Origin of the sequence: Microcoleus sp. CAWBG27, from assembly GCF_020883145.1 — a bacterium.
GTDB lineage: Bacteria > Cyanobacteriota > Cyanobacteriia > Cyanobacteriales > Microcoleaceae > Microcoleus.
This window is the reverse complement of the sequence record NZ_JAHREU010000005.1, coordinates 12,450-35,706: the sequence shown is the minus strand read 5'-3', so window position 1 is coordinate 35,706 and position 23,257 is coordinate 12,450. Positions and strand designations below refer to the sequence as shown.

The 23,257-nt window shown below is 44.6% G+C and carries 29 protein-coding genes and 1 rRNA gene; 13 read left to right on the top strand and 17 right to left on the bottom strand.

Annotated features, from left to right (window positions below; all coding sequences use genetic code 11):
• The first annotated feature begins 72 nt into the window (after positions 1-72).
• The 4 genes from QZ938_RS04660 (at position 73) to QZ938_RS04645 (ending at position 2,953) form a co-directional block, all read left to right on the top strand.
• Positions 73-1,161, top strand: coding sequence for a hypothetical protein (locus tag QZ938_RS04660; RefSeq protein WP_293348610.1), 1,089 nt, complete (start codon positions 73-75; stop codon positions 1,159-1,161).
• 147 nt (positions 1,162-1,308) lie between these two features.
• Positions 1,309-2,031, top strand: coding sequence for a DUF433 domain-containing protein (locus tag QZ938_RS04655; protein WP_293333046.1), 723 nt, complete (start codon positions 1,309-1,311; stop codon positions 2,029-2,031).
• On the top strand, positions 2,028-2,450 hold the full coding sequence (locus QZ938_RS04650; protein WP_293333049.1) for a hypothetical protein: 423 nt from the start codon (positions 2,028-2,030) through the stop codon (positions 2,448-2,450). The genes QZ938_RS04655 and QZ938_RS04650 overlap by 4 nt, the downstream gene beginning before the upstream one ends.
• Before the next feature lie 221 nt (positions 2,451-2,671).
• Complete coding sequence (locus tag QZ938_RS04645) at positions 2,672-2,953, top strand: YiaA/YiaB family inner membrane protein (RefSeq protein ID WP_293149023.1); 282 nt, start codon at positions 2,672-2,674, stop codon at positions 2,951-2,953.
• 166 nt (positions 2,954-3,119) lie between these two features.
• On the opposite strand, the gene QZ938_RS04640 is transcribed toward QZ938_RS04645, so the two are convergent.
• The 7 genes from QZ938_RS04640 to QZ938_RS04610 form a co-directional block, all read right to left on the bottom strand.
• On the bottom strand, positions 3,120-3,587 hold the full coding sequence (locus QZ938_RS04640) for a ferredoxin (RefSeq protein WP_293149024.1): 468 nt from the start codon (positions 3,585-3,587) through the stop codon (positions 3,120-3,122).
• Between the two features lie 79 nt (positions 3,588-3,666).
• Positions 3,667-4,053 carry a DUF1257 domain-containing protein gene (locus tag QZ938_RS04635; protein WP_293149026.1) on the bottom strand — a complete coding sequence of 129 codons (387 nt, stop codon included), beginning with the start codon at positions 4,051-4,053 and terminating at the stop codon, positions 3,667-3,669.
• A 40-nt stretch (positions 4,054-4,093) separates the two neighbouring features.
• Complete coding sequence (locus QZ938_RS04630; RefSeq protein ID WP_194071124.1) at positions 4,094-4,303, bottom strand: DUF2997 domain-containing protein; 210 nt, start codon at positions 4,301-4,303, stop codon at positions 4,094-4,096.
• A gap of 488 nt (positions 4,304-4,791) precedes the next feature.
• A complete protein-coding gene (locus QZ938_RS04625; protein WP_293149028.1) occupies positions 4,792-5,664 on the bottom strand; it encodes an ABC transporter permease in 873 nt (290 codons plus the stop codon).
• A gap of 6 nt (positions 5,665-5,670) precedes the next feature.
• Positions 5,671-6,336 carry a hypothetical protein gene (locus tag QZ938_RS04620; RefSeq protein ID WP_293149030.1) on the bottom strand — a complete coding sequence of 222 codons (666 nt, stop codon included), beginning with the start codon at positions 6,334-6,336 and terminating at the stop codon, positions 5,671-5,673.
• On the bottom strand, positions 6,333-6,728 hold the full coding sequence (locus QZ938_RS04615) for a RusA family crossover junction endodeoxyribonuclease (protein WP_293149032.1): 396 nt from the start codon (positions 6,726-6,728) through the stop codon (positions 6,333-6,335). The genes QZ938_RS04620 and QZ938_RS04615 overlap by 4 nt, the downstream gene beginning before the upstream one ends.
• 208 nt (positions 6,729-6,936) lie before the next feature.
• Positions 6,937-7,443, bottom strand: a complete 507-nt coding sequence (locus QZ938_RS04610) for a hypothetical protein (protein WP_293149034.1) — start codon at positions 7,441-7,443, stop codon at positions 6,937-6,939.
• 298 nt (positions 7,444-7,741) lie between these two features.
• Between QZ938_RS04610 and QZ938_RS04605 the strand changes: the two genes are divergently transcribed.
• Together QZ938_RS04605 and QZ938_RS04600 are read left to right on the top strand one after the other, a co-directional pair.
• On the top strand, positions 7,742-9,070 hold the full coding sequence (locus tag QZ938_RS04605) for a pitrilysin family protein (protein WP_293348612.1): 1,329 nt from the start codon (positions 7,742-7,744) through the stop codon (positions 9,068-9,070).
• Between the two features lie 373 nt (positions 9,071-9,443).
• On the top strand, positions 9,444-10,472 hold the full coding sequence (locus tag QZ938_RS04600; RefSeq protein ID WP_293149038.1) for a C39 family peptidase: 1,029 nt from the start codon (positions 9,444-9,446) through the stop codon (positions 10,470-10,472).
• A gap of 348 nt (positions 10,473-10,820) precedes the next feature.
• Here QZ938_RS04600 and nadC read toward each other — a convergent pair whose 3' ends face one another.
• Positions 10,821-11,678 carry a carboxylating nicotinate-nucleotide diphosphorylase gene (nadC, locus tag QZ938_RS04595; RefSeq protein ID WP_293348614.1) on the bottom strand — a complete coding sequence of 286 codons (858 nt, stop codon included), beginning with the start codon at positions 11,676-11,678 and terminating at the stop codon, positions 10,821-10,823.
• Here nadC and QZ938_RS04590 point away from each other — a divergent pair.
• The 4 genes from QZ938_RS04590 (at position 11,677) to QZ938_RS04575 (ending at position 14,093) form a co-directional block, all read left to right on the top strand.
• The gene (locus QZ938_RS04590) at positions 11,677-11,817 is read left to right on the top strand and encodes a hypothetical protein (RefSeq protein WP_293348617.1); all 141 of its coding nucleotides are present in this window, start codon (positions 11,677-11,679) and stop codon (positions 11,815-11,817) included. The two genes, nadC and QZ938_RS04590, sit on opposite strands and share 2 nt — an antisense overlap.
• 47 nt (positions 11,818-11,864) lie before the next feature.
• The gene (locus tag QZ938_RS04585; RefSeq protein ID WP_293348668.1) at positions 11,865-12,059 is read left to right on the top strand and encodes a DUF2281 domain-containing protein; all 195 of its coding nucleotides are present in this window, start codon (positions 11,865-11,867) and stop codon (positions 12,057-12,059) included.
• A gap of 64 nt (positions 12,060-12,123) precedes the next feature.
• Complete coding sequence (locus QZ938_RS04580) at positions 12,124-13,740, top strand: AAA family ATPase (RefSeq protein ID WP_293365372.1); 1,617 nt, start codon at positions 12,124-12,126, stop codon at positions 13,738-13,740.
• Positions 13,741-13,865: 125 nt separating this feature from the next.
• Entirely contained in the window at positions 13,866-14,093 is a 228-nt protein-coding gene (locus QZ938_RS04575; protein ID WP_293348620.1) for a hypothetical protein, read from the top strand.
• A gap of 10 nt (positions 14,094-14,103) precedes the next feature.
• Here QZ938_RS04575 and QZ938_RS04570 read toward each other — a convergent pair whose 3' ends face one another.
• The 5 genes from QZ938_RS04570 to sufR form a co-directional block, all read right to left on the bottom strand.
• The gene (locus tag QZ938_RS04570) at positions 14,104-14,514 is read right to left on the bottom strand and encodes a transcriptional regulator (protein ID WP_293363130.1); all 411 of its coding nucleotides are present in this window, start codon (positions 14,512-14,514) and stop codon (positions 14,104-14,106) included.
• Positions 14,515-14,554: 40 nt separating this feature from the next.
• Complete coding sequence (locus tag QZ938_RS04565) at positions 14,555-14,773, bottom strand: DUF2283 domain-containing protein (protein ID WP_106332875.1); 219 nt, start codon at positions 14,771-14,773, stop codon at positions 14,555-14,557.
• Positions 14,774-14,966: 193 nt separating this feature from the next.
• Positions 14,967-15,083, bottom strand: a 5S ribosomal RNA gene (gene rrf / locus QZ938_RS04560).
• Between the two features lie 264 nt (positions 15,084-15,347).
• Positions 15,348-15,719 (bottom strand): hypothetical protein, encoded by a 372-nt coding sequence (locus QZ938_RS04555; protein WP_293348625.1) that lies wholly within the window; start codon positions 15,717-15,719, stop codon positions 15,348-15,350.
• Positions 15,720-15,846: 127 nt separating this feature from the next.
• On the bottom strand, positions 15,847-16,530 hold the full coding sequence (gene sufR / locus QZ938_RS04550; RefSeq protein ID WP_293149054.1) for an iron-sulfur cluster biosynthesis transcriptional regulator SufR: 684 nt from the start codon (positions 16,528-16,530) through the stop codon (positions 15,847-15,849).
• 189 nt (positions 16,531-16,719) lie between these two features.
• Here sufR and sufB point away from each other — a divergent pair, with 189 nt between their 5' ends.
• The 3 genes from sufB (at position 16,720) to sufD (ending at position 20,635) form a co-directional block, all read left to right on the top strand.
• Entirely contained in the window at positions 16,720-18,159 is a 1,440-nt protein-coding gene (gene sufB / locus QZ938_RS04545; protein WP_293348629.1) for a Fe-S cluster assembly protein SufB, read from the top strand.
• A 344-nt stretch (positions 18,160-18,503) separates the two neighbouring features.
• Entirely contained in the window at positions 18,504-19,295 is a 792-nt protein-coding gene (gene sufC / locus QZ938_RS04540; RefSeq protein ID WP_293348632.1) for a Fe-S cluster assembly ATPase SufC, read from the top strand.
• Complete coding sequence (gene sufD, locus QZ938_RS04535) at positions 19,292-20,635, top strand: Fe-S cluster assembly protein SufD (RefSeq protein WP_293348635.1); 1,344 nt, start codon at positions 19,292-19,294, stop codon at positions 20,633-20,635. The genes sufC and sufD overlap by 4 nt, the downstream gene beginning before the upstream one ends.
• A gap of 215 nt (positions 20,636-20,850) precedes the next feature.
• Here sufD and QZ938_RS04530 read toward each other — a convergent pair whose 3' ends face one another.
• From QZ938_RS04530 to def, 4 genes are all read right to left on the bottom strand, one after another.
• Positions 20,851-21,450, bottom strand: coding sequence for a TerD family protein (locus QZ938_RS04530; RefSeq protein WP_293149062.1), 600 nt, complete (start codon positions 21,448-21,450; stop codon positions 20,851-20,853).
• Between the two features lie 30 nt (positions 21,451-21,480).
• The gene (locus QZ938_RS04525) at positions 21,481-21,729 is read right to left on the bottom strand and encodes a VWA domain-containing protein (protein WP_293333097.1); all 249 of its coding nucleotides are present in this window, start codon (positions 21,727-21,729) and stop codon (positions 21,481-21,483) included.
• Positions 21,730-21,942: 213 nt separating this feature from the next.
• A complete protein-coding gene (locus tag QZ938_RS04520; RefSeq protein WP_293348638.1) occupies positions 21,943-22,512 on the bottom strand; it encodes a TerD family protein in 570 nt (189 codons plus the stop codon).
• 54 nt (positions 22,513-22,566) lie between these two features.
• Positions 22,567-23,100, bottom strand: coding sequence for a peptide deformylase (def, locus tag QZ938_RS04515; protein WP_293348641.1), 534 nt, complete (start codon positions 23,098-23,100; stop codon positions 22,567-22,569).
• Between the last annotated feature and the right edge of the window lie 157 nt (positions 23,101-23,257).

Sequence of the window (23,257 nt, the reverse complement as noted above, 5' to 3'; positions counted from 1 at the left end):
CTTACTACGAACCTAATAGGACTGAAGTCCTTACTACGAAACAAATTTCCAAATATTAACAAATGAAAAGCCATGAACAAAAAACTTACGGACAAAAGCACTAAGGCTGAAATCTTAGAAGCGTACAAGGAAGCCGCGCAAGAAAAAGCTGCGTTAGAATTGCAAATCAAACAGCTAAATGCTTCTCCAAAGCAATCAGCAGCAGCACCAGCACCAGAAAAACCTATTGTGGAGGCACAAAAACCAATGGCTTTAACTCAAACTCAACAAAAAATGCAGTCCACAATTGATAATTTAATCTTGCTGCAATTTGGCTTTGGTGGCGCTGTCAGCGAGTTGTCGGAAAAACTAACTTCAGAAGCTGCTAAACTGGAAGAATTGCGGTGCACAGTGGGCGAGGAAATTCAACAACTGCAAGAGTTACACGGTTTAGAAGATGTTGCTGAAGATACACTGGATAATTTAATTCAGCAGTACGAAGAAAGTGCGAAAACTTTTACTAACGAACTCACCGAACAGCGCGATACTGTTGAACAGGAATTGCTGGAACAGCGTCTGGCTTGGGAAAAAGAGCAGGAATTGCAAAAGTTGGCGGTTATAGAACGCAATGAGAATCAGGAAAAAACTCGCGATCGCGATGAAGAGTTGTATGATTACGATCTGAATCTTCAGCGAGATTTGGATATCGAAGAATACGAACAGCTTCAGAAAAGGCTGTATCAAGAAATTGAAGAGTTTCGTCAGGAACAGGAGAAACAGTGGGCGGAACGGGAAAAATCCATTTCGGAACGGGAAAAATTGTCTGCGGAAGTTAAAGCTAAGGTGGAAGCTTTCCCGAAGGAACTGGAAGCTAATATCAAGAATGGGAAAGATAATGGTCGCAATATTGGCAATTATCAAGCTAAGATTAAGGCTGATTTGTCTGCTAAGGATATCGAGGGACAAAAGCAAAATTATGAACTTCAAATTCAAGGGATGTTGCAGACAATTCAAAATCAGGAATCGCGGATTGCGAGTTTGTCGAAACAGCTTGATTCTGCTTTGAAACAGGTTCAAGATTTGGCGGTGAAGGCGATTGAGGGTTCGTCGAATTTGAGTTCTTTCCAAGCTGTGAGGGAAATTGCGATCGAACAAGCTAAGACTCAGCAGAAAAATAAGTAGTCCGCAGCGCTGTTAGCAGCTAAGTAGCTAGCCTTAGATACCCGATTTCTTGAAGAAGTCGGGTATTTGGGTCTTGAATAGCAGAGATTTTTGCGATCGCCCGCGAACTGTGCAAAAATATAAGTATTTAGGATTAGGACAACTGCTATGGCTGATACTAACAACTTTGAACTGCGGGATATTCCGATATATTCTATCCCTCAAGCAGCACAATATCTCAGGCTGCGGAGAGATATGTTGCGACATTGGGTTGTTGGCTGGTACTCGCAAACAAAAACGGACAAGCACTTCTTTGAGCCGTTGATTGAGTTACCTCAACACAATAATCTTGAACTGCTGCCCCAGTCCAAAACTAGACTACTTTCTTTCACCAATTTGGTAGAGGCTCATGTGTTGATTGCTATTGTTAAGGCTACAGGCTTCTCCCGCAAGCAACTTAGCACCACTCTCAAATGTGTCAACCGTAATTTTTATACTCCTCACTTATACGCTCGAATTGAGTTTCAAGTCGAGGGAATTGCTCTTTTGTTTGAGAGATGTGGACAGAAGCTTGCAACATCGGACAGGGAGCAGGAAGCGAGGCAGATTCTAGACACTTATTTCGATCGCATTGTACGAGATGAAGCTGGATTACCTATCAAACTCTTCCCTTTCACGAAGCTACCAGGTTCCGACGAACCTAAAACAGTGATGATTGACCCCAGAATCTCCTTTGGCCGTCCTGTTTTGGCTGGAACTGGCATTCCCACAGCTATGCTGGCAGAACGTTACAAAGCTGGGGATTCCATCGATGAACTTGCCGAAGACTACAATTGCGATCGGCTTCAGATTGAGGAAGGTATTCGCTGCGAACTTCCGCTAGTAGCATGAATGAGATATTTTTCATCGATCGATGTTTAGGAACAAAACTGGCAGATTCATTACGAAATGCGGGGGCGACAGTAGAAATTCATGACGATCATTTTAAGCAAGATGTCAAGGATGAGGATTGGCTGAGGATAGTTGGAGAAAGCAATTGGGTTGTACTTACAAAGGACAAGAAAATTGCTAGTCGTCCTTTGGAGTTATTGGCTGTGGCTCAAGGTAATGTACGGCTGTTTGCATTTGTGGGTGGCGATGTTTCTGGAGTTGTAGTCGCACAAGCTTTTGTAAATGCCTTAGAAAATATGAAACGATTTATTCGGGGGAATCAAGCACCTTTTATTGCTAAGGTGTACCAGTCTGGTTTGGTAAAGCCCTGCAAAAACCAAAAGGAACTTTTGAGAATCCTCCCTAAAACCAGTGAGTAAATCATCTCAAAATCAATTTCGATTAGTCCAGTTTTTAAACTGTCTACTCCCTTCCCGATTCAAGGAGCATGAAAACCTATCTACAGCGTTCTAATTTTTAGTTTAAAGCCCGATCGCCCTGTGCACTTATCCAAACTGTCCCTATCTCTCCCGATCGCTTCATTTATACTCTCTATTCTTGAAGTTAATTAACCAAAAGATATACTTTAGATAGAGGCATTATGCAGCAACAAATTGTACGTCAAAGAGATACTAATGCTTGGATTTTACAGTGCTGGGTTTCCTTTATTCTAGCCATTTCCACTACGGCTATAGGTGTCATTTATCTGCCCGTAGATATCTGGGTAAAAAGTTTCGTGGGTATGGGGTTAACTTTTTCGGTTGGTTCGTCTTTTACTTTAGCAAAAACGATTCGGGATAACAATGAGGCAACTAGATTGACTGCGAGAATTGATGAGGCTAGAGTTGAGAAAATTCTCGCAGATCACCATCCTTTGAAATAAGTTACTCGGCGGTTGACTCGGCGGTTGAAACCGCGGCTACATAAACGAAGTCCGCCTCCGCGGACTAAGAGTCGGAGCAAGTTATATTTTGTATAAAAATAGCCCGCGCAGGCGGGCTTTGTTTTTGTCGCCACAGGTTTCAAGCTGTGGATTTTGATGGTGGATTTTAATGACTGTTTTTGAACTGACGATCGCCCTTAGCCTTTTGGCGCTGGCGAACACCCGCCTGAACTGTAGCCATATCCACGGGAAAACCAACTACAGGAATCACCTGATCCTTGCGCTCTTCTTCGAGGTTTTTGAGCTCAGTGTAGTCAACCCAGTGAATGCAATTTACCGGACAAGTGTCGATCGCCTCAGCAATCAACTCTTCGGAATCTCCGTCTTGTCGGACTACCCGCGATCGCCCGTAATCCGGCTCAATGTAGAAAGTATTGCGAGCAACATGGGCGCAGTGCTTGCAGCCGATGCAGGTAATCTCATCAACATAGACGCCTTTTTGGCGCAAGACGCCGCCCAACTCCGGTTCTAAACCAGTGCGATCGGGTGAATCTCGCAAAAATCCGCCCAACTCAGGCTCTAAACCAGTGCGATCGCCTGCTGTATCTATTCCGAGTCCAGAAAGCTCAGACATTTAGATCCCTCACAATAATAAATAAGTCCGCCTGGGCGGACTTTAGATGAAACAAAATTGTAAAAATCTCCAACAACTCTTAAGCGCACCAGCGCTGAACCACCAGGCGGATCGAACCGTCTTGATTTTGCTTTTGCTCAGAAACTTGGAAACCTTGCTTAGCGCTTTCATTCACCACAGTATGGTAAGCATAGCGCTGAGTCACCTTATTCAGAAAACGATCGACAGACCAAGCTTGCTGCCAAAACTGCAAGTCAGCCACCAATTCATACTCAGTCCCGTTCCAGCTAAAACCTAAGTCATAGCCGTTTTCTTGCTCAATCACCACCTCAGCAGTGCTGGTGAGGCCGCGATAGCCGCGCACCTCAGTCGGGCCGGACTTCCAGTCGATACCCAAGTCAGTTAAAGCAGATTCCAAAGAATTCAAATTGCGGATCTGGGTCTTAATTTGGCTAAAGTGTGACATGGTGGTTCCAAAAAAATTTAAGTGAACTGAACAAAAAAGATTACCAATCGCTAAAAGCCACTTGGGCCGTCGCTTCGGCTGACTGATGCAGCACTTGCGCGAAATATTCAGATGTTGACTCTTGATGAAGCACCACACCGAGCTGGGCTTCAATTGCTGCCGTTACCTCAGCGCAGGAAGCACCGACAATGCCGGTGACTGTTTCCTGTACGCGGCCATCTGGATAAATGACAAATTCTAGTGTTTCCATAATCCGGGCTGACTGAATAGGAATAGTGAAATCAGACACTGACACCAGCTTCGCGTGGGACGATGCCTCCTGAAGTCGCTTCTTGAGAGTTGGCGGACTAAAAAAACCGCTATATCAATTTTGACTAATTGATAGGTTTTGAGTCACAACTTAACAGAAGTTATTAATAGGTAGAAGCAATACATCAGTTGTATGTAAAGTTTCGCGTACATTGTGACATCAGTCAAGCCAATCTATATTTAGATTTTAGATTTTTGATTTTGAAGACACAAGTATAAATGCTCCCCCTCTCCCCCTCCTGACAGGTGCAGGTTTTTTAGTAAAAGCCTTATCCCATAAGAGTTTGATGCTTCCAGTAAGCCACTTTCCAAAACCGTTGCACTGTCTGGATTTGCTGGGTTTTGCCAGGGGAAAACCTACACCTGTCAGCTCTCCCCCTCTCCCCCTCTTTCCCCTCTCCCCCCTCTCCCCCTCTTTCCTCTCCCCATCTAATTCCCTCTAGGGTCTAAAACGTCTCGCAGCCCGTCGCCTAAAAGGTTGAAACCCAGAACTGTTAAGGTGATCAGCAAACCGGGAAACAAAATAGTCCAAGGAGACGAAAGAGCGTATCCGCCTTTGAAAGCATCGGAAAGCATCGTTCCCAACTCTGGGGCTGGCGGCTGCGCGCCCAAACCTAGAAAACCCAAACCAGCAGCTTCTAGCGTCGCTGTACCTGTGGAAAGAGTTGCTTGTACAACAAGCGGGGCGAGACTTCCCGGCAAAATGTGGCGAAAAATAATCCGCAAGTCGCTGGCGCCCAAGGCTTTGACAGCTAAGACAAATTCTTGTTCTCGCAGTGACAGCACCATGCTGCGAGTGAGGCGGATGTAAATCGGTATTTGCACGATGCTGACAGCGATAATTACGCTTTGCAAGCTGGGCCCGGTGACGGTAACAATGGCGATCGCCAGTAAGATCGAAGGAAAAGCTAGCAAAATATCTGCCAAAATCCCGATCGCCACTTCAGCCCATCCGCGAAAATACCCAGCCAAGAGTCCCAACAGAGTTCCCACAAATAATCCCCCACCCACAGAAACCAGACTGACGAGCAAAGATATCCCCAATCCGTGCCACACCCGCACTAGCAAATCTCGCCCCAAACTGTCGGTTCCGAACCAATGTTTGACGCTAGGAGCCACTAAGCGGGATAAATAATCGCGATCGACCGCAGCATTGTAAGGGTAAATTAGGGGGGCTAACACTGCCACAACAATCAGCGCTAGAGTCAAAATTAAGCCGATTTTCCCAGATGTCGATCGGGCAAATCGCTGCCAAGCAGGCTGTGAAAATATTAAGCTGTTCAGCGATTTTTGCTGTTTCATTACCATCTAAAATCCGTGTGGTACCCATAAACTGATTAATTCATGGACAAGGGCGAGCAATTCAGATACAGACTCATTGACTTCTGGCGCTTCAAATCCATGAATAAATCGATTTCTCACGTTTAAAAGTAGCATAGCGCGATCGTACTGTTCGATTGAAAGTTCTCCTTGCGAATACATATGTTTAATCAGAGATACAGTGGGAAATCTTTCAATTGGAATAATAGCCTCCTGGGCCCGTCTACGCAGGAGTGCTTCAAATATTCCCCAAAGTGACAAAAAAGCCCCTTCATTTTCTCCCAATGAGATTAGGCGTTCACTCTGTGTTATTCTACTAAAAATTTGTTCCCAAGATAAGAGATTTACTTCCTTGGCTTCGTCTTTCAGTAAAGCATCTTCTTCAGTAATTAACAAGAAACGCCAGCCTGTTTTTTCAGAGACTATTTCAGCAATTTCTTTCAACCTGTCTATGGATTTTTGTCTGCCAGAAGCATTGAATTCGATTATATAACCTTCGGCTTCGTTCTTTTTGGCAATTAAATTTGGGCGATATGTGCCTAAATTGAAAGGGATGTCTTCCGGTTCAGGCTCAACAAATACTCTATAGCCTTCTTGTCGATATTTTTCAGCAATTTTAGACACTGATGTGTTCTGTATCAATTTAGCAGTCATAAGTAACTCTCCAATGCTTTTGATTCACTTATTCTAACGTAGACGCACTCACTGCCAGATCTGATGCCATCCAGCAACAATAATGGACATAGAGCAATCTTAAATGTGTCACTAAGCGATCGACGATGGGACTCCACATCTGTGACAAGTGAATCATCCTCATAAACTAACCCAATTAATGCGTCCTGTATGGGTTTTATTATATTGTCTGTGTCAACAGGGTCTGTATCATAGAGATAAACTAAAGTTAAATGAACGTTTCCAGAATAAGGAGTTCCTACCCAAGTTTTTGATGCTTCTGCACGTACAAATGTTTGCCAATCCTGTAGCTTTCTTCTCTGCCTAGTTTGCAAAGATACAGGGCGTCTTGGAATCAGAAACTCAAATTGCATTGGGAACTCCGAAACTTAAATATGAAAGCAGGAATTAAAGGATAACTTCATACATAACTTTAATTTTTACAGTTGTAAAAATTATTTTTGTTGATTGTACTAATCTAGTATAATTCTATCTCTAAAATTGGCTGAGCAGCTTAATATTTAAATATTAAGCTGCTCAGCCAATTTTAATTTTTTATCTTTTACTGCCACCTAAAAAAACTCAGGATTTAGGCAAATTATAGATATAATCTGCACCATTGGCTGAAATAACTTTATAATCGATGGTATACCCCGACGCACCCGTAATATCTATTGACTCACGTATAGCCTCACCACGACCAAAATCTAAAGTGTTTCTGAGTTCACCATCCACATAAATTTTGACAGATACACGAATCAAATTAGAGTTGTCAGGTAAACCGTAAGCTAATTTGATTTCACCTGGGTTATTAATGATTTTACAGGTAATAGATCTGGGATTTGAAGAGGAAATGTAAAAACGGCTTGTAGGTTCCTCAGTGCGCTTGCCAATAGTAATTAAGTCATTATAGTTTTTGGCTGAAAATCCGTACATTAGTTGGCATCGAAATCCCTCGGTTGTACGAGTAGTAGGTTTGGGAGGTGCAGCAGGTGAAGAAGCAGCTAGAGTTGGTACTACTAAAGCAATAGCAAGACCTAAGAGAAAACCCAATTTAGGGTGATTGAATTTGCGATAATTTTGGCTCATGATTTTTTTTTGCTCGTTTGACTTGACAACCCACATAAATATCAACGCCGCTAAATCCGATCGCCCTGACTTACAAAAGACTCCAAGTTTATCAATTACACTCTTGAGCAATTGGTAAACAAGTTGCGACGCAGTCTATCATATCATGCCTACAGAGAATATTATGTATCTGGTGTTACCCGATCGCCCCCTCACCGCTCCCCACGGCCCACCAGCCAACAGTCGATCGCCTGCTTATCACTGATGACTTCCTTCAATACCCTTTAAGATATAGAGAAGAAGATAATTTTAAAAGCGCATGACATCAACCCTACTCAAAGCCTCCTCCAAATCGCCCCTCAACGCCCCAACAGTGCGCCATTTTCCCAACGGCCTCACAGTTATAGCGGAACATTTGCCGGTCGATGCCGTTAACCTCAGCGTGTGGATGAATTTAGGCTCAGCCGTCGAATCCGACGAAATCAACGGCATGGCGCACTTTTTAGAACATATGATTTTTAAGGGAACTCCGAGTATTCCTAGCGGAGAATTTGAGCGGGCGATCGAACAACGCGGCGCTGTCACCAATGCAGCCACCAGCCAAGATTACACGAACTATTACATCACGACAGCTCCTAAAGATTTTGCCGAACTAGCTCCCCTCCAAGTCGATGTCTTGCTCAACGCCAGCATTCCCGACGACGCTTTCGATCGCGAACGGCTGGTAGTATTGGAAGAAATTAGACGATCGGAAGACAATCCGCGCCGCCGCACCTATCAGCGATCGATGCAATTAGCCTTTGAAGTCCTACCCTACAAACGACCCGTACTCGGCCCGACTTCCGTTATCGAAAATCTTACCGCCCAACAAATGCGGGATTTCCACAGCACCAGATACCAGCCAGGGGCGATGACAGCCGTCGCTGTAGGCAATTTGCCGGTCGATCGACTAATTGAAATTGTCGCAGAAAGTTTTGCCGCCAAAAGCACAGCACAAAACAGCACCATCAATCTGCCCGCTGTCAGCAGCTTTAGCCCAGAATCGGAAATTCTCAACTACGGCCAAGAATCGCCATTTACCGAAACAGTCCGCCGCGAATTTGTAGACTCAGCACTTCAGCAAGCCCGACTGATTGTCATGTGGCGGGTGCCCGGTTTCGTGGAAATGTCTGAAACCTATGCCCTCGACGTTTTGGCGACAGTATTGGGCCACGGGCGCACAACTCGCTTGGTTAAGGATTTGCGCGAAGACAGAGGGCTAGTCTCGTCAATTTCTGTCAGCAACATGACTCAGCGACTCGGCGGTGTATTCTCGATTTCTGCTCAACTAGCGACAGAACATATAGAAGAAGTGGAAGCAGCCATCGTCGGACACATCCGCACCCTACAAACCGAACTCGTGACAGATGCCGAAATTTCCCGCATCCGCACCCAAGTAGCAAATCGGTTTATCTTCGGTAACGAAACTCCGAGCGATCGAGCAAGTTTGTACGGTTACTATCAGTCGATGGTAGGAGATATCGCTCCCGCCCTCAACTACGCAGCCTGCATCCAAGCTCAAACTGCGGAGGATATCCGGGAAGCCGCCGTCAAATACCTGTCTCCCGATGCGATGGGTGTGGTGGTAATTCGCCCCAACGAAGCATAAAATCGACTTTTTGCTAAACAGCGCGATCGTTTCATGGCTAAGCTAGGGACAGTTGCAACGGCACAAAAAAGTTAAATTATCGTCATCTTAGATTAGAGAATACTCCGTCATATCAGGTCCGATCTACGATCGTCACAAAAAAAGGTTCGTAGTACGGACTTTAGTCCGCTCTTAAGTTGCGGACTAAAGTCCGTACTACGAAGCAATCTTATTGCGATCGATCGACCGGACACGATATCAAGTTCGATCGGCTGTCGCCTTAAAGATTTGTATCGAATCATGAATACAAAGTTTTTAAGGTGCGGGCGATCGGTAAAATTGCCGTAAATTTCTGAGAGGATAAACTTGGAATCATTGAAGCGCGCAGGGAATCATGAAATTACAAAACTTTCTCAAGTCAAAAATTAGGTATGATTCTAGGGCGATCGCTGCTGACAACGAACTCAGCCGTCAAATTCAAAGTCGCCTCATTGACCTAGGTTTACTGAAACCTCCAGTAGACGGCATCTTTGGCCCTCTTTCTACCGCAGCCCTCCACCGATTTCAAACCCTAATGAAGTGCGGGGAACCGGGTTTTTTGGGAGCAATCACAGCCCAAAAGCTGATCGAAGCCAAACCGGCGGACATTCCGACACCTCGCCCGATCTTGAAAATCCTCAAAGACACCATTTTTAAATCAAAACCTCTGGCGTCTTCTCAACTTCAGGAAGCGGAAAAACAAGTAATCCCAGCGGGAAAACAGTTTGAACTTCTAGCTTTTGCTCCGATTCGCGGTCACATTAGAGTAGCTCTCCGCAACGAGTCTTTCAAAGGTTCAGGGATTTGGTATGTTTACGGTTTACACGCTCAAGTTACTCTAGACGGCGTTTTGCTTTATCCCAAACCGAATCCGCCGACTGTCAGACTGGGCATTCCTTATCGATCGCAAATGGATAACTTGTACAATCCTACAGGTTCTTGCAATGTTACTTCCATCGCGATGTGTTTGGACTTTTTGAGAGTTCCCCGGCGCCAAAAAACCGGACAATATGAAGATGAACTCTACCAATATGCGATCGACAAAGGTTACAGTCGCTGGGAACCGAGAGATTTAGCCAAAATTGTTAGAGATTACGGCGCTCAAGATTACTTTACCGAGAATGCAACGATTGATGACGTTCAAGATTGGCTCGCCAGCGGAAATCCCGCTGTCATCCACGGATACTTCACATCCTTCGGTCACATTATAGTTGCCACAGGCTACGACAGCGACGGATTCTTCGTGCACGATCCCTATGGCGAATGGTTCCCCACGGGTTATGACACAACTGTCAGCGGTTCTTACTTGCACTATTCCTATCGCTTAATCCGCAGCGTTTGTATGGCTGACGGGAATTTTTGGGTGCATTTTATCTCGAAGTAGTCATTGGTTATTGGTTATTTGTTATTGGTTATTTGTTATTGGTAATAACTAACCAATAGACCCCTCCCAAAATGCCAATCTTGAACAGGCAGGATGCCTGTTCCACAATAATTAGGGGAGATGTATAATAATTGACTGTTGACAGTAGTCAGTAGTCAGTTGATAGTTGTAAACCGGAGTATCTCATTTTTATAAAAAGCATTTGTCTTATTATAGTGCGAGCGTCCCCGCTCGCGTATTGTACAATACGCGAGCGGGGACGCTCGCACTATACATACAAAACTGAGATGCTCCAACTGACAACTGCCAACTGTCAACTACCAACTGTCAACTGACAACTGCCAACTGTCAACTGATTTTCATGCTCAAATCGAGCCAAGTCGATCGCGTAATTGGAGCACTGGTTGAAATATAATCAACTCCGGTTTCCGCGACACTCCGAATAGTTTCCAAAGTCACATTCCCGGAAGCTTCAATTTTCACCCGATCGCTCTTTGTGCGAATTATTGCCACAGCCTGCCGCATTAAATCACAAGACATATTGTCTAACATAATAATATCCGCCTTATGCTGCAAAGCTGTCTCCACTTCAGCCAGAGTTTCCGTTTCAACTTCGATCGTCAGCGGATAGGGGATAGAATTGCGAATAAGGGCGATCGCCTCGGCAATTCCCCCAGCCGCCGCAATGTGATTATCTTTAATCATCACCGCGTCATCCAATCCCATCCGGTGATTGCAAGCACCGCCGATTTGAGTCGCGTATTTTTCCAACAATCTCAATCCTGGTGTTGTCTTGCGCGTATCCACCAATTGCACCGGCAAATCGGCAATTTTGTCAACATATTTCTGAGTTAAAGTAGCGATGCCGCTCAAACGCATTGCCAAGTTTAATGCTACTCTTTCTCCGGTTAGCAGCGCATCGAAATTGCCGGAAATCTCGGCAATTACTTCTCCTTTTTCGCACAGTTTCCCTTCCGGTACTTGGGGGATGAAACTGAGGCTGCTGTCTAAAAGTTTAAATGTGCGATGTGCGATCGGCAATCCGGCAATGACTCCAGCTTCTTTGACAATCCATTTAGCCGTACCCTGGATGCTGTTTGCGGGGAATAAGGCCGATGTTGTGCGATCGCCCCTACCGATATCTTCTAGCAGCCAGTTGTGCAATAGGGAGTCTAAAACTATCCAAGGTGGTAATATTGCTGTCATGTTTTCTTTGTTAGTCCTGCTATTAGGAACGATAGTCGATCGGGTGATTTTCGGCAAGTTGCAAGATAGTGATGGTATGTGCGATTTTGGGCTAGATAACGGGCTATTCTGTTGCTGGCATTGGGTTTTGGTGGTTTAATGGAGTGGATGGGGCGATCGCGAGTAAAAACAATGATATAGCCAGTCATTTTAGAAAAATTAGCAGAACTCTCTGAGTCTCTTCAGACAGAAGTGCTTCATTATATTGAATTTTTGATCGAAAAGCAGGCTAAAAACTTAAGTCAAGAAAAGCCGACAAAGCGAGGCGGACTTGGAATTTGGAAAGATAAAATCTGGATGTCTGATGATTTTGATGAACCTCTCGAAGATTTAAAGGATTAACTCTGCTTGACGAGCTTGTTATAGTATAATTATCTAAAATGACAACCGTCTAAATGGTAATACAATGATGTCCTTCGCTTTTAATATTCCTCGATCTACAGGTGAACTACTCAATCTCAGCATCAATATGGGAGAAAACCTTTTTATTATGGGTGCTAACGGCAGTGGCAAGTCCAGTCTGATGCAACATTTATATATGCTTCATTATAATCATGTGCGACGGATATCGGCGCATCGCCAAACTTGGTTTTCTTCCAACACAATGGATTTATCGTCTCAGCAAAAGAAAGATTTTGAAAACCATATCCGAAGTGGGGATACTAATCTAGATTCACGCTGGAAAGACAATTTTCCTAGCCAACGTGCAAGTATTGCGATTTATGACCTCATTGACGCTGAGAATGTACGTGCTCGCTCAATTGCTAGTGCCGTCGATAGCCAGAATATTGAGTATGCAAAAACTCTTGCCAAGGAAGATGCTCCTATAAAAATGATCAACGAACTTCTACGTCTTTCAAATATTCCTATTGAGATATCTGTCGGTGAGAACGATCAGGTAGTTGCAAGCAAATGTAGAGGTAGTTATTACAGCGTTGCAGAGCTTTCGGACGGCGAACGTAATGCTTTGCTAATTGCAGCCAATGTGTTGACCGTTAAAAGTGGTACTTTAGTGCTAATTGATGAGCCGGAGCGCCACCTTCATCGATCCATTATTTCACCACTTTTGACACTTTTGTTCTCTAAGCGAGCTGATTGTGCATTCATCGTATCTACACATGATACGATGCTGCCCCTAGACAATCCGAGCGCACGTACATTGCTTATTCGGGGCTGCACCTACGCGGGATCTTCTGTAAGTGGTTGGGACGCAGATATTGTTCCTCCCGAAACTGAGATTGATGATGACATCAAGAAAGATATCCTTGGTGCGCGTAGAAAGATGCTATTTATCGAAGGCACTGAAAGAAGTCTTGATAAGCCACTTTACAGTCTAGTATTTCCCAACGTATCCATTATTGCCAAATCAAGCTGTCGAGATGTCGAACATACCGTTTCTAGCATCCGAGACTCTGCTAACCTTCACTGGGTTCATGCTTTTGGCATTGTTGATAATGATCGGCGACCAGAAACTGACATTAATCGGCTTAAGGAGAAGGGCATATATGCCCTTCCGGTCTTCTCAGTTGAGTCGATATATTACCATCCACATATTCAATGCCTTATTGCACAACGCCAAGCAAATCTTATTGGAGGCGATGCTCCCACATACCTTGATAATGCTAAAACTGGTGCCCTGAAAAAAATCAAGGAAGCTATTCAATCTCTGAGTAATAAGACTGCTGAAAAAGCAATTCGTGAGGAGTATTTTCGCAACACGCCTAAGAAAGAAGACATTAGAAATGGTATAACCGTAAATGTTTCTATCGATGTGAATGAGTTTGTAACACAAGAGTTGGAACGGCTAGAGAATGCACTTGATAGTGGTAATTTAACAAAACTCATTTCACAATACCCCGTTCGTGAAACAGGGGCTTTAACTAACATTGCAAAGGAGCTTAAATTCCAAAAACGTGAAGATTATGAGGGGGCTGTACGAAAACTATTAATGGATAACACAGAGGCTTTAAATTTTGTGAAATCTCTCTTTGGTACGCTAAGTTATGACATTGAGGCAGTATGATTGCGTACAGTCATTTATGTAAAATTTCAATGGTTTTACCCTAACCATAACTTCTCTCTCACATTTTTTTGTTATGATTGTATTAAATTTAAAACGACAGAAAGAGGCAATTATTATGAATATTCGTGATATTGCGATCGCCCTTATTGCAGCAACTTCCAGAATCATTTTTGCCCGAAGTCAACGACTTCATCGACTTTGTGATGCACAAGCACCAAAATAGAATAGCTGAACCCAAACTCCCAGACGATATTGCTAAAGCTTGGGCAAAAAGGTTCGAGGAAGTCGATCGCTTAAAACTAATGACTAATCAGCCGGAGAGCGAATATCAGCAATTCCTACTCAACAAGTAGCCGATCGCACTTAAAGCAAAAAACTAATATCCACTTGGAAAAAATCCGCTAATTTCCTGGCTTCATCTATTTCGATCGCCCTTCCACTAACAAAAACTTTATCAACCTCAGTTTCCGTTCCCAAAACAGGAATCAGATCGGATTTGTCCAAATCTCTCGCATCCATTAAATGTTGCAACATTGAAGCAGCATTACCTGCGGGGATTGGATAATTTTCAGCTTCAAATTTTTCAATCAGCGTTATCAAAAGCTCCAGAAATAGCTCTTCCTCCTGCGATCGCATCGGGCCGTGTTCCAGTTCGCAAGCAAGAGCGATCGCGGCATCATTTTCTGCTTCATTTGCGATCGGTTTTGGTTGATACCGAACAAGTAAATCTGTATAAAATTTTGCATCAAAAGTACGGATCATTTTTCCACTCATCCTTACTTAGATTTGCATAGGTAGCGATTGCTTTACCTATTTAAGCTACGGTAAAAGCTATATTTTCTAGCACTACATTAGGTACATTTCCACTACCTAAAACCTGTGTAGCATCTAAAACTTCTATCCCTACCAATAACTCATTTTCCCCAATATTTAAAGCAATTTCGTCAGTTAACTGTAAAGTGCGGCACTGATGCTTACCTTCAACAAGTCTAATGTAGAGAGCATCAATTTCGGAATCATAACTAATCTTCATAAATTTTACCTCTTATTCTTCAGTCCGCGGAGGCGGACTTCGTTTGTGTAGAAGCGGTTTCAACCGCCGAGCTTCGTGTGTGTGCTGCTGCGCGGTTTCAACCGCCGAGCCCTAAACTAAACGACTAACAACTTCCCCCAAAAACTAAAGCTCTTTTCCGTTGTTGCGGGAAAAGAGCTTTAATTTATTATTAACCTGGCACCGAGCTATTTTACCGGGCAGTGACCCGCCGAGTATCTTCGCCATAGCAACGTTTAACAACCGAGTTCGGGATGGATCGGAGTGGTTCCATTACATCATAAGCACCAGGAAAGCTTTGAAAACTTTGAATCCTGTGTCTGCGTTAAATTTGATGCGTTGCATCTCTTTCGCTCGACTTCATTACATTACCAAACTCCCCTAAGTTTGTCAACCCCTTTTTAAAATATTTTTTCCCATTGAACTCACGTGGGTCTAGAAACCGGGTTTTTCACGAAAATACAAAGGTTGCAGCCCACAGATTCGGTAAAAACCCGGTTTCTGTGGTCAGAGCGCGTCAGCCCTATCGCAAATCCCAAAACCCAGCCTCCACACCCTACTCTCTGCGAATCTTCGCATCCTTCTCAAACCACGCCACAACCTGCTTAACAGTTAATTGCTCGATCGCCCCTTCAGATTCTGCCGCAATTTGCCTCAAAGGCCGCAAAGACGCCACCACCAAATTCGTAAAAAAGTTTTCAAAACTCGCATCAACTTGAATTGACTGCTGAATACTCTCATCATTCCTCACCCAATCCATCACCTGCTGGTTGCTCACCTCGGCCACCGCCAAACCCGTCTCCCCAGCAATTTGCTTCAAAACCCTCAAAGCATAAATAGCCAACCGCGCCGAAAACTTCTCCTTCGACGACAACAGCGCCATATCAACTTCCGCACACTCTTCCGGCTTTAAAAAATCAGATTCCATAGTTATTAGTTATTAGTTATTTGTTACTTGTTATTGGTTATTGGTTATTGGTTATTTGTTATTTGTTATTGGCAATCCGTAACATCCGCTACAAAATCCGCTGCCGAACCGACATCCGCTACATCCGCTACAAAATCCGCTGCCGAACTTCCTTCTTTGCAACAATCAAATAACCGCAACGGTGCTCCCCATCAATAATCCAATGAGTGCGCTCCACAGAACAATCAGGCAACACAGCCGCAAACATCTCCAACTCATTACCACAGACACTCGGAAAAGTTTCAGCCACATTAGAAATAGCACAATTGTGTTCCATAAACACAAATCGATCGCCCTGAGCACTAAAATCAGAATCGCGATCGTCCACAGGATAAAACTCCGCCATATAACCCTCAGCCCTCCGCAGCTCCACCAACCCGCTCACCCGCTCTTGAAGCGAACCAGAACCCACCAACCTGCGGTACTCCATCGCCTTCCGTTCCCACTGCTTTTGCAGGATAGAAATCACCTGCTCGCGGCCAACAGTCTCAGCCAAAGTATCCAAAAAAGAAACGGCAAAATCGCCATAACGATTAGGGAAGCGATCGCGCCCCAAACTGGTAAGCTCATAGATGTGTTGCGGCCGCCCCATCCCAGCCTGAACCGACTGATACTGAATCAGCCCCTCCGCCTCCAAATCCTTCAAATGACGGCGAATCGCCTGCGGGCTGATATCCAAAGACTCCGCCAACTCCAGAGCCGTCGCTTTATCCCCCTTGAGCAAAAACTGCAAGATGTCTTGTTTAGTGGAAGTCTGCTGAGTCTGCATCATCTTCACAAAAAAATATTTCTGAGACTTTGACAATATCACTATTGTTAATGTAGCTTAAAATATAGTAAAGCAACAAACCAGTTGTTTAACTCAACCGAGCAGTCCAGCAGAACTCGCTCAAGCCCAGACAGCGATTGACCCGTCTGCCATCTTTGAGAGCACTATCTAGAACACTGAACACGCAAAATCATGAGCTCTACAGTCACAACCCTAGTCAACCAGCCCTACAAATACGGTTTCGTCACCGACATCGAGTCAGACACCATCCCCCGCGGCTTGAGTGAAGATGTAGTGCGACTGATTTCATCGAAGAAAAACGAACCGGAATTCATGCTGGAATTCCGCCTCAAGGCATACCGCAAGTGGCTGACAATGACCGAGCCGACGTGGCCTCATGTCAACTATCCGGCGATCGACTACCAACAAATTATCTACTATTCCGCGCCAAAACAAAAGCCCAAAAAGCTCAACAGTTTGGACGAAGTTGACCCGACACTGCTGGAAACCTTCGAGAAACTGGGCATTCCCCTATCCGAACAAAAGCGCCTCGGAAATGTCGCCGTTGACGCCGTTTTCGACAGCGTTTCCATCGCCACAACATTTAGAGAAAAACTAGCCAAAGACGGTGTTATCTTCTGTTCCATATCAGAAGCAGTCAAAGATTATCCCGAATTAATAGAAAAATATCTCGGTAGCGTCGTCCCAGTCGGCGACAACTTTTTCGCAGCCCTCAACTCCGCCGTATTCAGCGACGGTTCCTTCGTGTACATTCCCAAAGGCGTCAAATGCCCGATGGAATTGTCCACCTATTTCCGCATCAACAACGGAGATTCCGGCCAGTTCGAGCGCACCCTAATTGTCGCAGAAGAAAACAGCTCTGTTTCTTACTTGGAAGGCTGCACCGCACCGATGTTTGACACCAACCAACTGCACGCCGCCGTCGTGGAATTGGTAACAATGGACAATGCCGACATCAAATACTCAACAGTGCAAAATTGGTACGCTGGCGACGCCAACGGCAAAGGCGGAATTTACAACTTTGTAACAAAGCGCGGCTTGTGTCAAGGAGTAAATTCCAAGATTTCTTGGACGCAAGTAGAAACAGGTTCCGCAATTACTTGGAAATATCCCAGTTGTGTGTTAGTCGGCGACAACTCCGTAGGCGAATTCTACTCAGTAGCCCTGACAAACAACAAACAGCAAGCCGATACTGGAACGAAAATGATCCACGTCGGCAAAAACACTCGCAGCACGATTATTTCTAAGGGAATTTCGGCGGGTAATTCTGCTAACAGCTATCGCGGCTTAGTGAAAATGGGGCCGAATGCTAAGGGCGCTCGGAACTATTCTCAGTGTGACTCGATGCTGATTGGCGATAACGCTCAAGCGAATACCTTCCCATATATTCAAGTGCAGAACCATACTGCTAAAGTGGAACACGAAGCTTCGACTTCCAAGATAGGGGAGGAGCAATTGTTCTTCTTTGCCCAGCGGGGAATTTCCGCAGAAAATGCGATTTCAATGATGATTAGCGGTTTCTGCAAAGATGTTTTCAATCAGTTACCGATGGAATTTGCTGCGGAAGCTGATAAACTATTGAGCTTGAAGTTGGAAGGAAGTGTCGGATAATTTCTGTGGGCGATAAACCCTTCCAGGCTGAGTCTATTGGTGACAAGTTCAGATGGGAAACACTAAATAATTTCGCTTTTATTCGAGTCTAGATCCCCCTAAATCCCCCTTAAGAAGGGGGACTTTGAGAACACTTCTTGTGTCCCCCCTTCCTTAATAAGGGGAGTAGGGGTTGACGCAAGAGAACACTCTTGTCCCCCCCTTAAGAAGGGGGGCTAGGGGGAATCGAAACTTCGATACAAACAAGAGAGACTATAGATTTTACCCTAAACTGTCAGCAATCGGCACAGCCTAGAAACGACAAAAAAAAGTGTAAACCCCATTGAGGCCAAGGAAAAAAATAGATGATTGTTGAAAATAGTCAAGTGGTTTTATCTATCCGCGATTTAACTGCGAATGTGGAAGATACCCAAATCCTAAAAGGTTTGAATCTGGAAATTAAATCGGGTGAAATCCACGCGATTATGGGCCCCAACGGTTCGGGTAAAAGCACTTTATCCAAAATATTAGCAGGGCATCCTGCTTATACGGTGACGGGTGGAGAAGTTACTTTCCTGGGACAGAATCTGCTGGAGTTAGCGCCGGAAGAACGTTCCTTAGCAGGAATTTTCCTGGCTTTCCAATATCCTTTGGAAATTCCGGGCGTTAGTAATGTCGATTTCTTGCGCGTGGCTTACAATGCTCATCGCAAACATCGCGGTTTGGAAGAGTTGGATGCTTTTGATTTCCAAGATTTAATCGAGGATAAGCTGGATGTTGTCAAGATGAATCCGACTTTCTTGAGCCGCAGCGTAAATGAAGGTTTTTCCGGCGGCGAGAAAAAGCGCAACGAGATTTTGCAAATGGCGCTGTTGGAACCGAAGTTAGCTATTTTGGATGAGACTGATTCTGGTTTGGATATCGATGCTCTCAAAATTGTCGCTGGTGGTGTGAATCAGTTGTCAACTGCTGAAAATTCGATGTTGGTGATTACTCACTATCAACGGTTGTTGAATTACATTATTCCTGATTTTATTCATGTCATGGAAGCGGGCAGAATTATCTTAACTGGCCCGAAAGAGTTGGCGCTGGAATTGGAAGAGCGCGGTTATGACTGGGTTGTGGAAGAGGAAGCAGCAGGAGTTGGCGCGCGATGATAAATACGCAGGTTGCTACTAGGGAAATGTTTTTGGCTGATTTGGTGAATCAGTGCGGTAAGTTGGAGGTTGCTAATAGCGAAAGTTCGGCTTACGGGTTGCAGGATTTGCGGGATGCGGCGACTGAATATGTGCTGGCTGCAAGTTTTCCGACGGTGAGGGATGAGGAATGGCGCTTTACTGATTTGTCGCCGGTTTTGCAAGTTCCTTTTCATGTACCGCAGAGCAATCAGTCAACGGTTAAGCTGGCTGATGTTATTATGCCTGTGAAGAATCGGGATGATTTACCGTTGAGATTGGTATTTGTTAACGGTTTTTATGCGCCGGATTTGTCAACGGTTGATTCTGGGGTTGTTCCGAATTTACAGATCGACTTTTATGCAGGTAATCTATCTAACGTACCGGAAAAATATCGATCGCGCATCACCGATGTTTTGAGCAAGCACAAACAGCAAACTGAAGTGTTTACAGCCTTGAATACTGCGGGTTTGGTGGATGCTGCGGTGGTGTTTGTACCTGCTAATATGTCGATCGACCTTCCGATTCATTTGCTGTTCGTGACTGCACCAGGTGCATCTCCGGCGATGTGTCAGCCGCACTGCTTAATTGTAGCTGAGGCTGGCAGCAAAGTCACTGTTGTTGAGGATTACACAACTGTTGGTAATGTCTCGGCTTTGACGAATGCTGTCACGGATGTTGTTGTCGCTGAAAACGCCACAGTGAACCATGTTCGGCTTCAGCGCGAAGGTTTGGATGTGGTTCATGTGGGCAAAAGTGCGATCGAGCAATCCCGCAATAGTCGCTATACTTGTCATGCTATCAGCTTGGGCGGCAAAATATCGCGGCACAATTTAGAAGTATTTCAGCGCGGCGAAGGCACCGAAACAACTTTAAATGGCTTAACTGTAGCCTTTGGCGAACAGTTAGCGGACACTCACAGTTTAATTGATTTCAATCACCCCCACGGCACAAGCCGGCAATTGCACAAGTGCATTGTCGGTAACAAAGCTCGTGCAGTATTTAACGGTAAAGTTTTTGTTCGTAAAGCCGCACAATTGACAGATGCCGGACAATTGAGCCGGAATTTGTTGCTGTCGCCGAGGGCGCGGGTAGATACCAAACCGCAGTTAGAAATTGTGGCGGATAACGTTAAATGTTCCCACGGTGCAACTGTCAGCCAGTTGGAAGATGATGAACTTTTCTACTTGCAAAGCCGCGGCTTAGATTTAGAAAGAAGTCGCTATTTGCTAATTGATGCTTTTGCGGCGGAAATGCTCAATCAATTGCCGATTGTTGGAGTGGCGAAAATGCTTTCTACCTGTGTGGCTGTCCAAGAATAACTGATTGGTTAGCACACAAATTAGGACACAGCATTGCTGTGTCCCTACCCATATGTCCAATCAACCATCAGAAAAAAGGTTCGTAGTGCGGACTTTAGTCCGCTTTCTGGATGCGGACTGAAGTCCGCACTACGAACCTTACTTGTTTCGGTCAATTGACCGGACATTATATGAAAGAATGAATTATCTTTTCAACACAACCGAAGTTTTGGATCTCACCGCATAAACGAACCGACAACACCATTCAAATCTTCAGCCAAAGGATTTCCCAATGCCTTAAATTTCCACTCGCCACCTTCTCGATAAACTTCTCCCATCAACATATTTATTTTGCCTTCATAGGAAGGGTCATTTGACAAGCGATAGCGAGCGATTTCTTTTCCGGCTGCATCTACAGCCCTTACGTAAGCGTTTTCTACCATGCCAAAATGCTGTTTTCTTGCTGGCCCATCGTAAATATTTACACCCAAGATAATTTTGTGATATTCTACTGGCAAAGAACTCAATTTTACAAAGATTTGTTCGTCGTCTCCGTCTCCAGCTCCCGTGAGATTGTCGCCGGAATGAACCACGGTTTTGTCCTTTGACTCCAAATGAGAGTAATAAATTACATCTTCTTTGTAGTTTTTTAATTTGCCATTTTCTCCCAGCAACAGAGCGTAGGAATCTAAGTCAAAATTTGCACCGCTGCTTCTACCGAAAAGACCTGTTTTAGCTTTCGCTACATCCCAGCCCAAAGCCATTGTCAATCGAGATAAGTCGAATTCGCTTTTGCTGAGTACGATCGATTGTCCTTTTGTCAAGTTGATAGCCATAGTTTGATTATTTTGTAAGGTTTGCTATTTCTAGGATAAGATATTTTCCAAACGCGCTGATTTTACCCAATGCGGATATTCTGCTGTCAACCAATCGTATAATTCCTCATCGGTAATATGTTCCGGGTCTTCTATACTGAAGAAATCGGCTTTATCTAGGTAGCGATCGCCCAATTCGTCAAGCTGTTCTAAAAAACTAAAATCGCTGGCCGCGCTTCTGGCCAACCACCCGCGAACCCCCTTACTTTTGACATCCTGCTGCGATTTGCCGATCGCCATAAACTGCTAAAATATCGGTTCATCTGTTTTTCTCTGATTAATCTGAGGTTCGAGAAACTAGAATTCAGGGGAATATTGGACGCATGGGCAGCCAGAAACCGGGTTTTTTGACCAAAATAGTTTGTTGTCACCACTTAAAACTGCAAAAAACCCGGTTTCTTGGTCTCGGAGTGCGATCGCGAACTAATCTAGTTTAGAGCGATCGACCTTCGATCAGGCGTACTTATCTACAAAGCTTTGCAAGCCTGAATTGTAACCTTGTCCGACAGCTTGGAACCTCCACTCGCCATCTTTCTTGTAAAGTCTGCCAAACTCCACCGCAGTCTCCCGAGAAAAATCCTCATCCAAGTCGTATTTCGTGACTTCTGTATTAGTAGAGGTGTCGTAAATCCTGATAAAAGCATTCCGCACTTGACCGAAATTTTGCCTTCTCGATTCTGCTTCGTGGATTGTCACCACAAACACTATTTCTTGCACCGCAGGATCTACCTGGGTTAAATCGACTGTAACTGTTTCATCATCGCCACTTCCTTCTCCGGTTCTGCTATCTCCTAGATGTTTTACAGAATTATCGGGCGACTCTTTGTTATTGTAGAAAACAAAGTATTTTTCACCGGGAATTTTACCAGCAGCGCCCAGCATAAACACGGAAGCATCTAAGTCAAATGCTCCTCCGGTGTCTGTAGCATTGATATCCCATCCTAAACCGATCCCGGCATTTTTCAGCCCCGGTGCTTCTTTAGAAAGATTGATTCTCCCGCCTTTATCCAAATTAATTGACATTTGCTCTCCTGTTCGCGACATCACTGATGTTACCGATCGCAATTATATCAATTATCAGAGGAGCTTGACAAATTGCTGCTGATACTCGTCCTCAGTCATGAGTTCTGTTGTGCTTTCCACCCTATCTAAAAACACGATGCCATCTAAATGGTCGTGTTCGTGCTGAAAAATCCGAGCTACAAAATCAGTTAATTCTTGTTTGTGAAGTTTGCCGTCTCTACAAGTGTATTCAATTTCGATCGCCCTGCTTCTCGGCACTAACCCCCGTATCCCCGGAATACTCAAACAGCCTTCCCAGTCTTTAACTTTTTCTGTCGATGCAGCGACAATCCGGGGATTGATCATCGCTGTCGGTTCCATGTGCGGCGCTTGGGGATACCGCAGGTTGGGACGGGATGCGACGATAAACAGCCGATCGCACATCGCAGCTTGAGGGGCGGCAATCCCGACTCCGTGCGCGTGTTGGACGGTAGCAATTAGGTTGTCGATTAGCTGTTGAATGCGATCGTCCTTCACGTTTTCGACAACTTGCGACGGTTGCCGCAGTACGGGATTTCCTAATTGTGAAATTTGCAATATTTCTGACATATTAATTGGTTATTTGTTTGTAGTGAGGACTTCAGTCCTCAGCAGAATTTCACATACAAAGAAGGACTGAAGTCCTTACTACGAACCTTACAAAGAAGGACTGAAGTCCTTACTACGAACCTTACAAAGAAGGACTGAAGTCCTTACTACGAACCTT

Excerpts from the sequence above, each read along its gene's own strand:
- QZ938_RS04660 (WP_293348610.1), top strand. The coding sequence starts at position 73 with ATGAACAAAAAACTTACGGACAAAAGCACTAAGGCTGAAATCTTAGAA.
- QZ938_RS04655 (WP_293333046.1), top strand. The coding sequence starts at position 1,309 with ATGGCTGATACTAACAACTTTGAACTGCGGGATATTCCGATATATTCT.
- QZ938_RS04650 (WP_293333049.1), top strand. The coding sequence starts at position 2,028 with ATGAATGAGATATTTTTCATCGATCGATGTTTAGGAACAAAACTGGCA.
- QZ938_RS04645 (WP_293149023.1), top strand. The coding sequence starts at position 2,672 with ATGCAGCAACAAATTGTACGTCAAAGAGATACTAATGCTTGGATTTTA.
- QZ938_RS04640 (WP_293149024.1), bottom strand. The coding sequence starts at position 3,587 with ATGTCTGAGCTTTCTGGACTCGGAATAGATACAGCAGGCGATCGCACT.
- QZ938_RS04635 (WP_293149026.1), bottom strand. The coding sequence starts at position 4,053 with ATGTCACACTTTAGCCAAATTAAGACCCAGATCCGCAATTTGAATTCT.
- QZ938_RS04630 (WP_194071124.1), bottom strand. The coding sequence starts at position 4,303 with ATGGAAACACTAGAATTTGTCATTTATCCAGATGGCCGCGTACAGGAA.
- QZ938_RS04625 (WP_293149028.1), bottom strand. The coding sequence starts at position 5,664 with ATGAAACAGCAAAAATCGCTGAACAGCTTAATATTTTCACAGCCTGCT.
- QZ938_RS04620 (WP_293149030.1), bottom strand. The coding sequence starts at position 6,336 with ATGACTGCTAAATTGATACAGAACACATCAGTGTCTAAAATTGCTGAA.
- QZ938_RS04615 (WP_293149032.1), bottom strand. The coding sequence starts at position 6,728 with ATGCAATTTGAGTTTCTGATTCCAAGACGCCCTGTATCTTTGCAAACT.
- QZ938_RS04610 (WP_293149034.1), bottom strand. The coding sequence starts at position 7,443 with ATGAGCCAAAATTATCGCAAATTCAATCACCCTAAATTGGGTTTTCTC.
- QZ938_RS04605 (WP_293348612.1), top strand. The coding sequence starts at position 7,742 with ATGACATCAACCCTACTCAAAGCCTCCTCCAAATCGCCCCTCAACGCC.
- QZ938_RS04600 (WP_293149038.1), top strand. The coding sequence starts at position 9,444 with ATGAAATTACAAAACTTTCTCAAGTCAAAAATTAGGTATGATTCTAGG.
- QZ938_RS04590 (WP_293348617.1), top strand. The coding sequence starts at position 11,677 with ATGTTTTCTTTGTTAGTCCTGCTATTAGGAACGATAGTCGATCGGGTG.
- nadC (WP_293348614.1), bottom strand. The coding sequence starts at position 11,678 with ATGACAGCAATATTACCACCTTGGATAGTTTTAGACTCCCTATTGCAC.
- QZ938_RS04580 (WP_293365372.1), top strand. The coding sequence starts at position 12,124 with ATGATGTCCTTCGCTTTTAATATTCCTCGATCTACAGGTGAACTACTC.
- QZ938_RS04570 (WP_293363130.1), bottom strand. The coding sequence starts at position 14,514 with ATGAGTGGAAAAATGATCCGTACTTTTGATGCAAAATTTTATACAGAT.
- QZ938_RS04565 (WP_106332875.1), bottom strand. The coding sequence starts at position 14,773 with ATGAAGATTAGTTATGATTCCGAAATTGATGCTCTCTACATTAGACTT.
- QZ938_RS04555 (WP_293348625.1), bottom strand. The coding sequence starts at position 15,719 with ATGGAATCTGATTTTTTAAAGCCGGAAGAGTGTGCGGAAGTTGATATG.
- sufR (WP_293149054.1), bottom strand. The coding sequence starts at position 16,530 with ATGATGCAGACTCAGCAGACTTCCACTAAACAAGACATCTTGCAGTTT.
- sufB (WP_293348629.1), top strand. The coding sequence starts at position 16,720 with ATGAGCTCTACAGTCACAACCCTAGTCAACCAGCCCTACAAATACGGT.
- sufC (WP_293348632.1), top strand. The coding sequence starts at position 18,504 with ATGATTGTTGAAAATAGTCAAGTGGTTTTATCTATCCGCGATTTAACT.
- sufD (WP_293348635.1), top strand. The coding sequence starts at position 19,292 with ATGATAAATACGCAGGTTGCTACTAGGGAAATGTTTTTGGCTGATTTG.
- QZ938_RS04530 (WP_293149062.1), bottom strand. The coding sequence starts at position 21,450 with ATGGCTATCAACTTGACAAAAGGACAATCGATCGTACTCAGCAAAAGC.
- QZ938_RS04525 (WP_293333097.1), bottom strand. The coding sequence starts at position 21,729 with ATGGCGATCGGCAAATCGCAGCAGGATGTCAAAAGTAAGGGGGTTCGC.
- QZ938_RS04520 (WP_293348638.1), bottom strand. The coding sequence starts at position 22,512 with ATGTCAATTAATTTGGATAAAGGCGGGAGAATCAATCTTTCTAAAGAA.
- def (WP_293348641.1), bottom strand. The coding sequence starts at position 23,100 with ATGTCAGAAATATTGCAAATTTCACAATTAGGAAATCCCGTACTGCGG.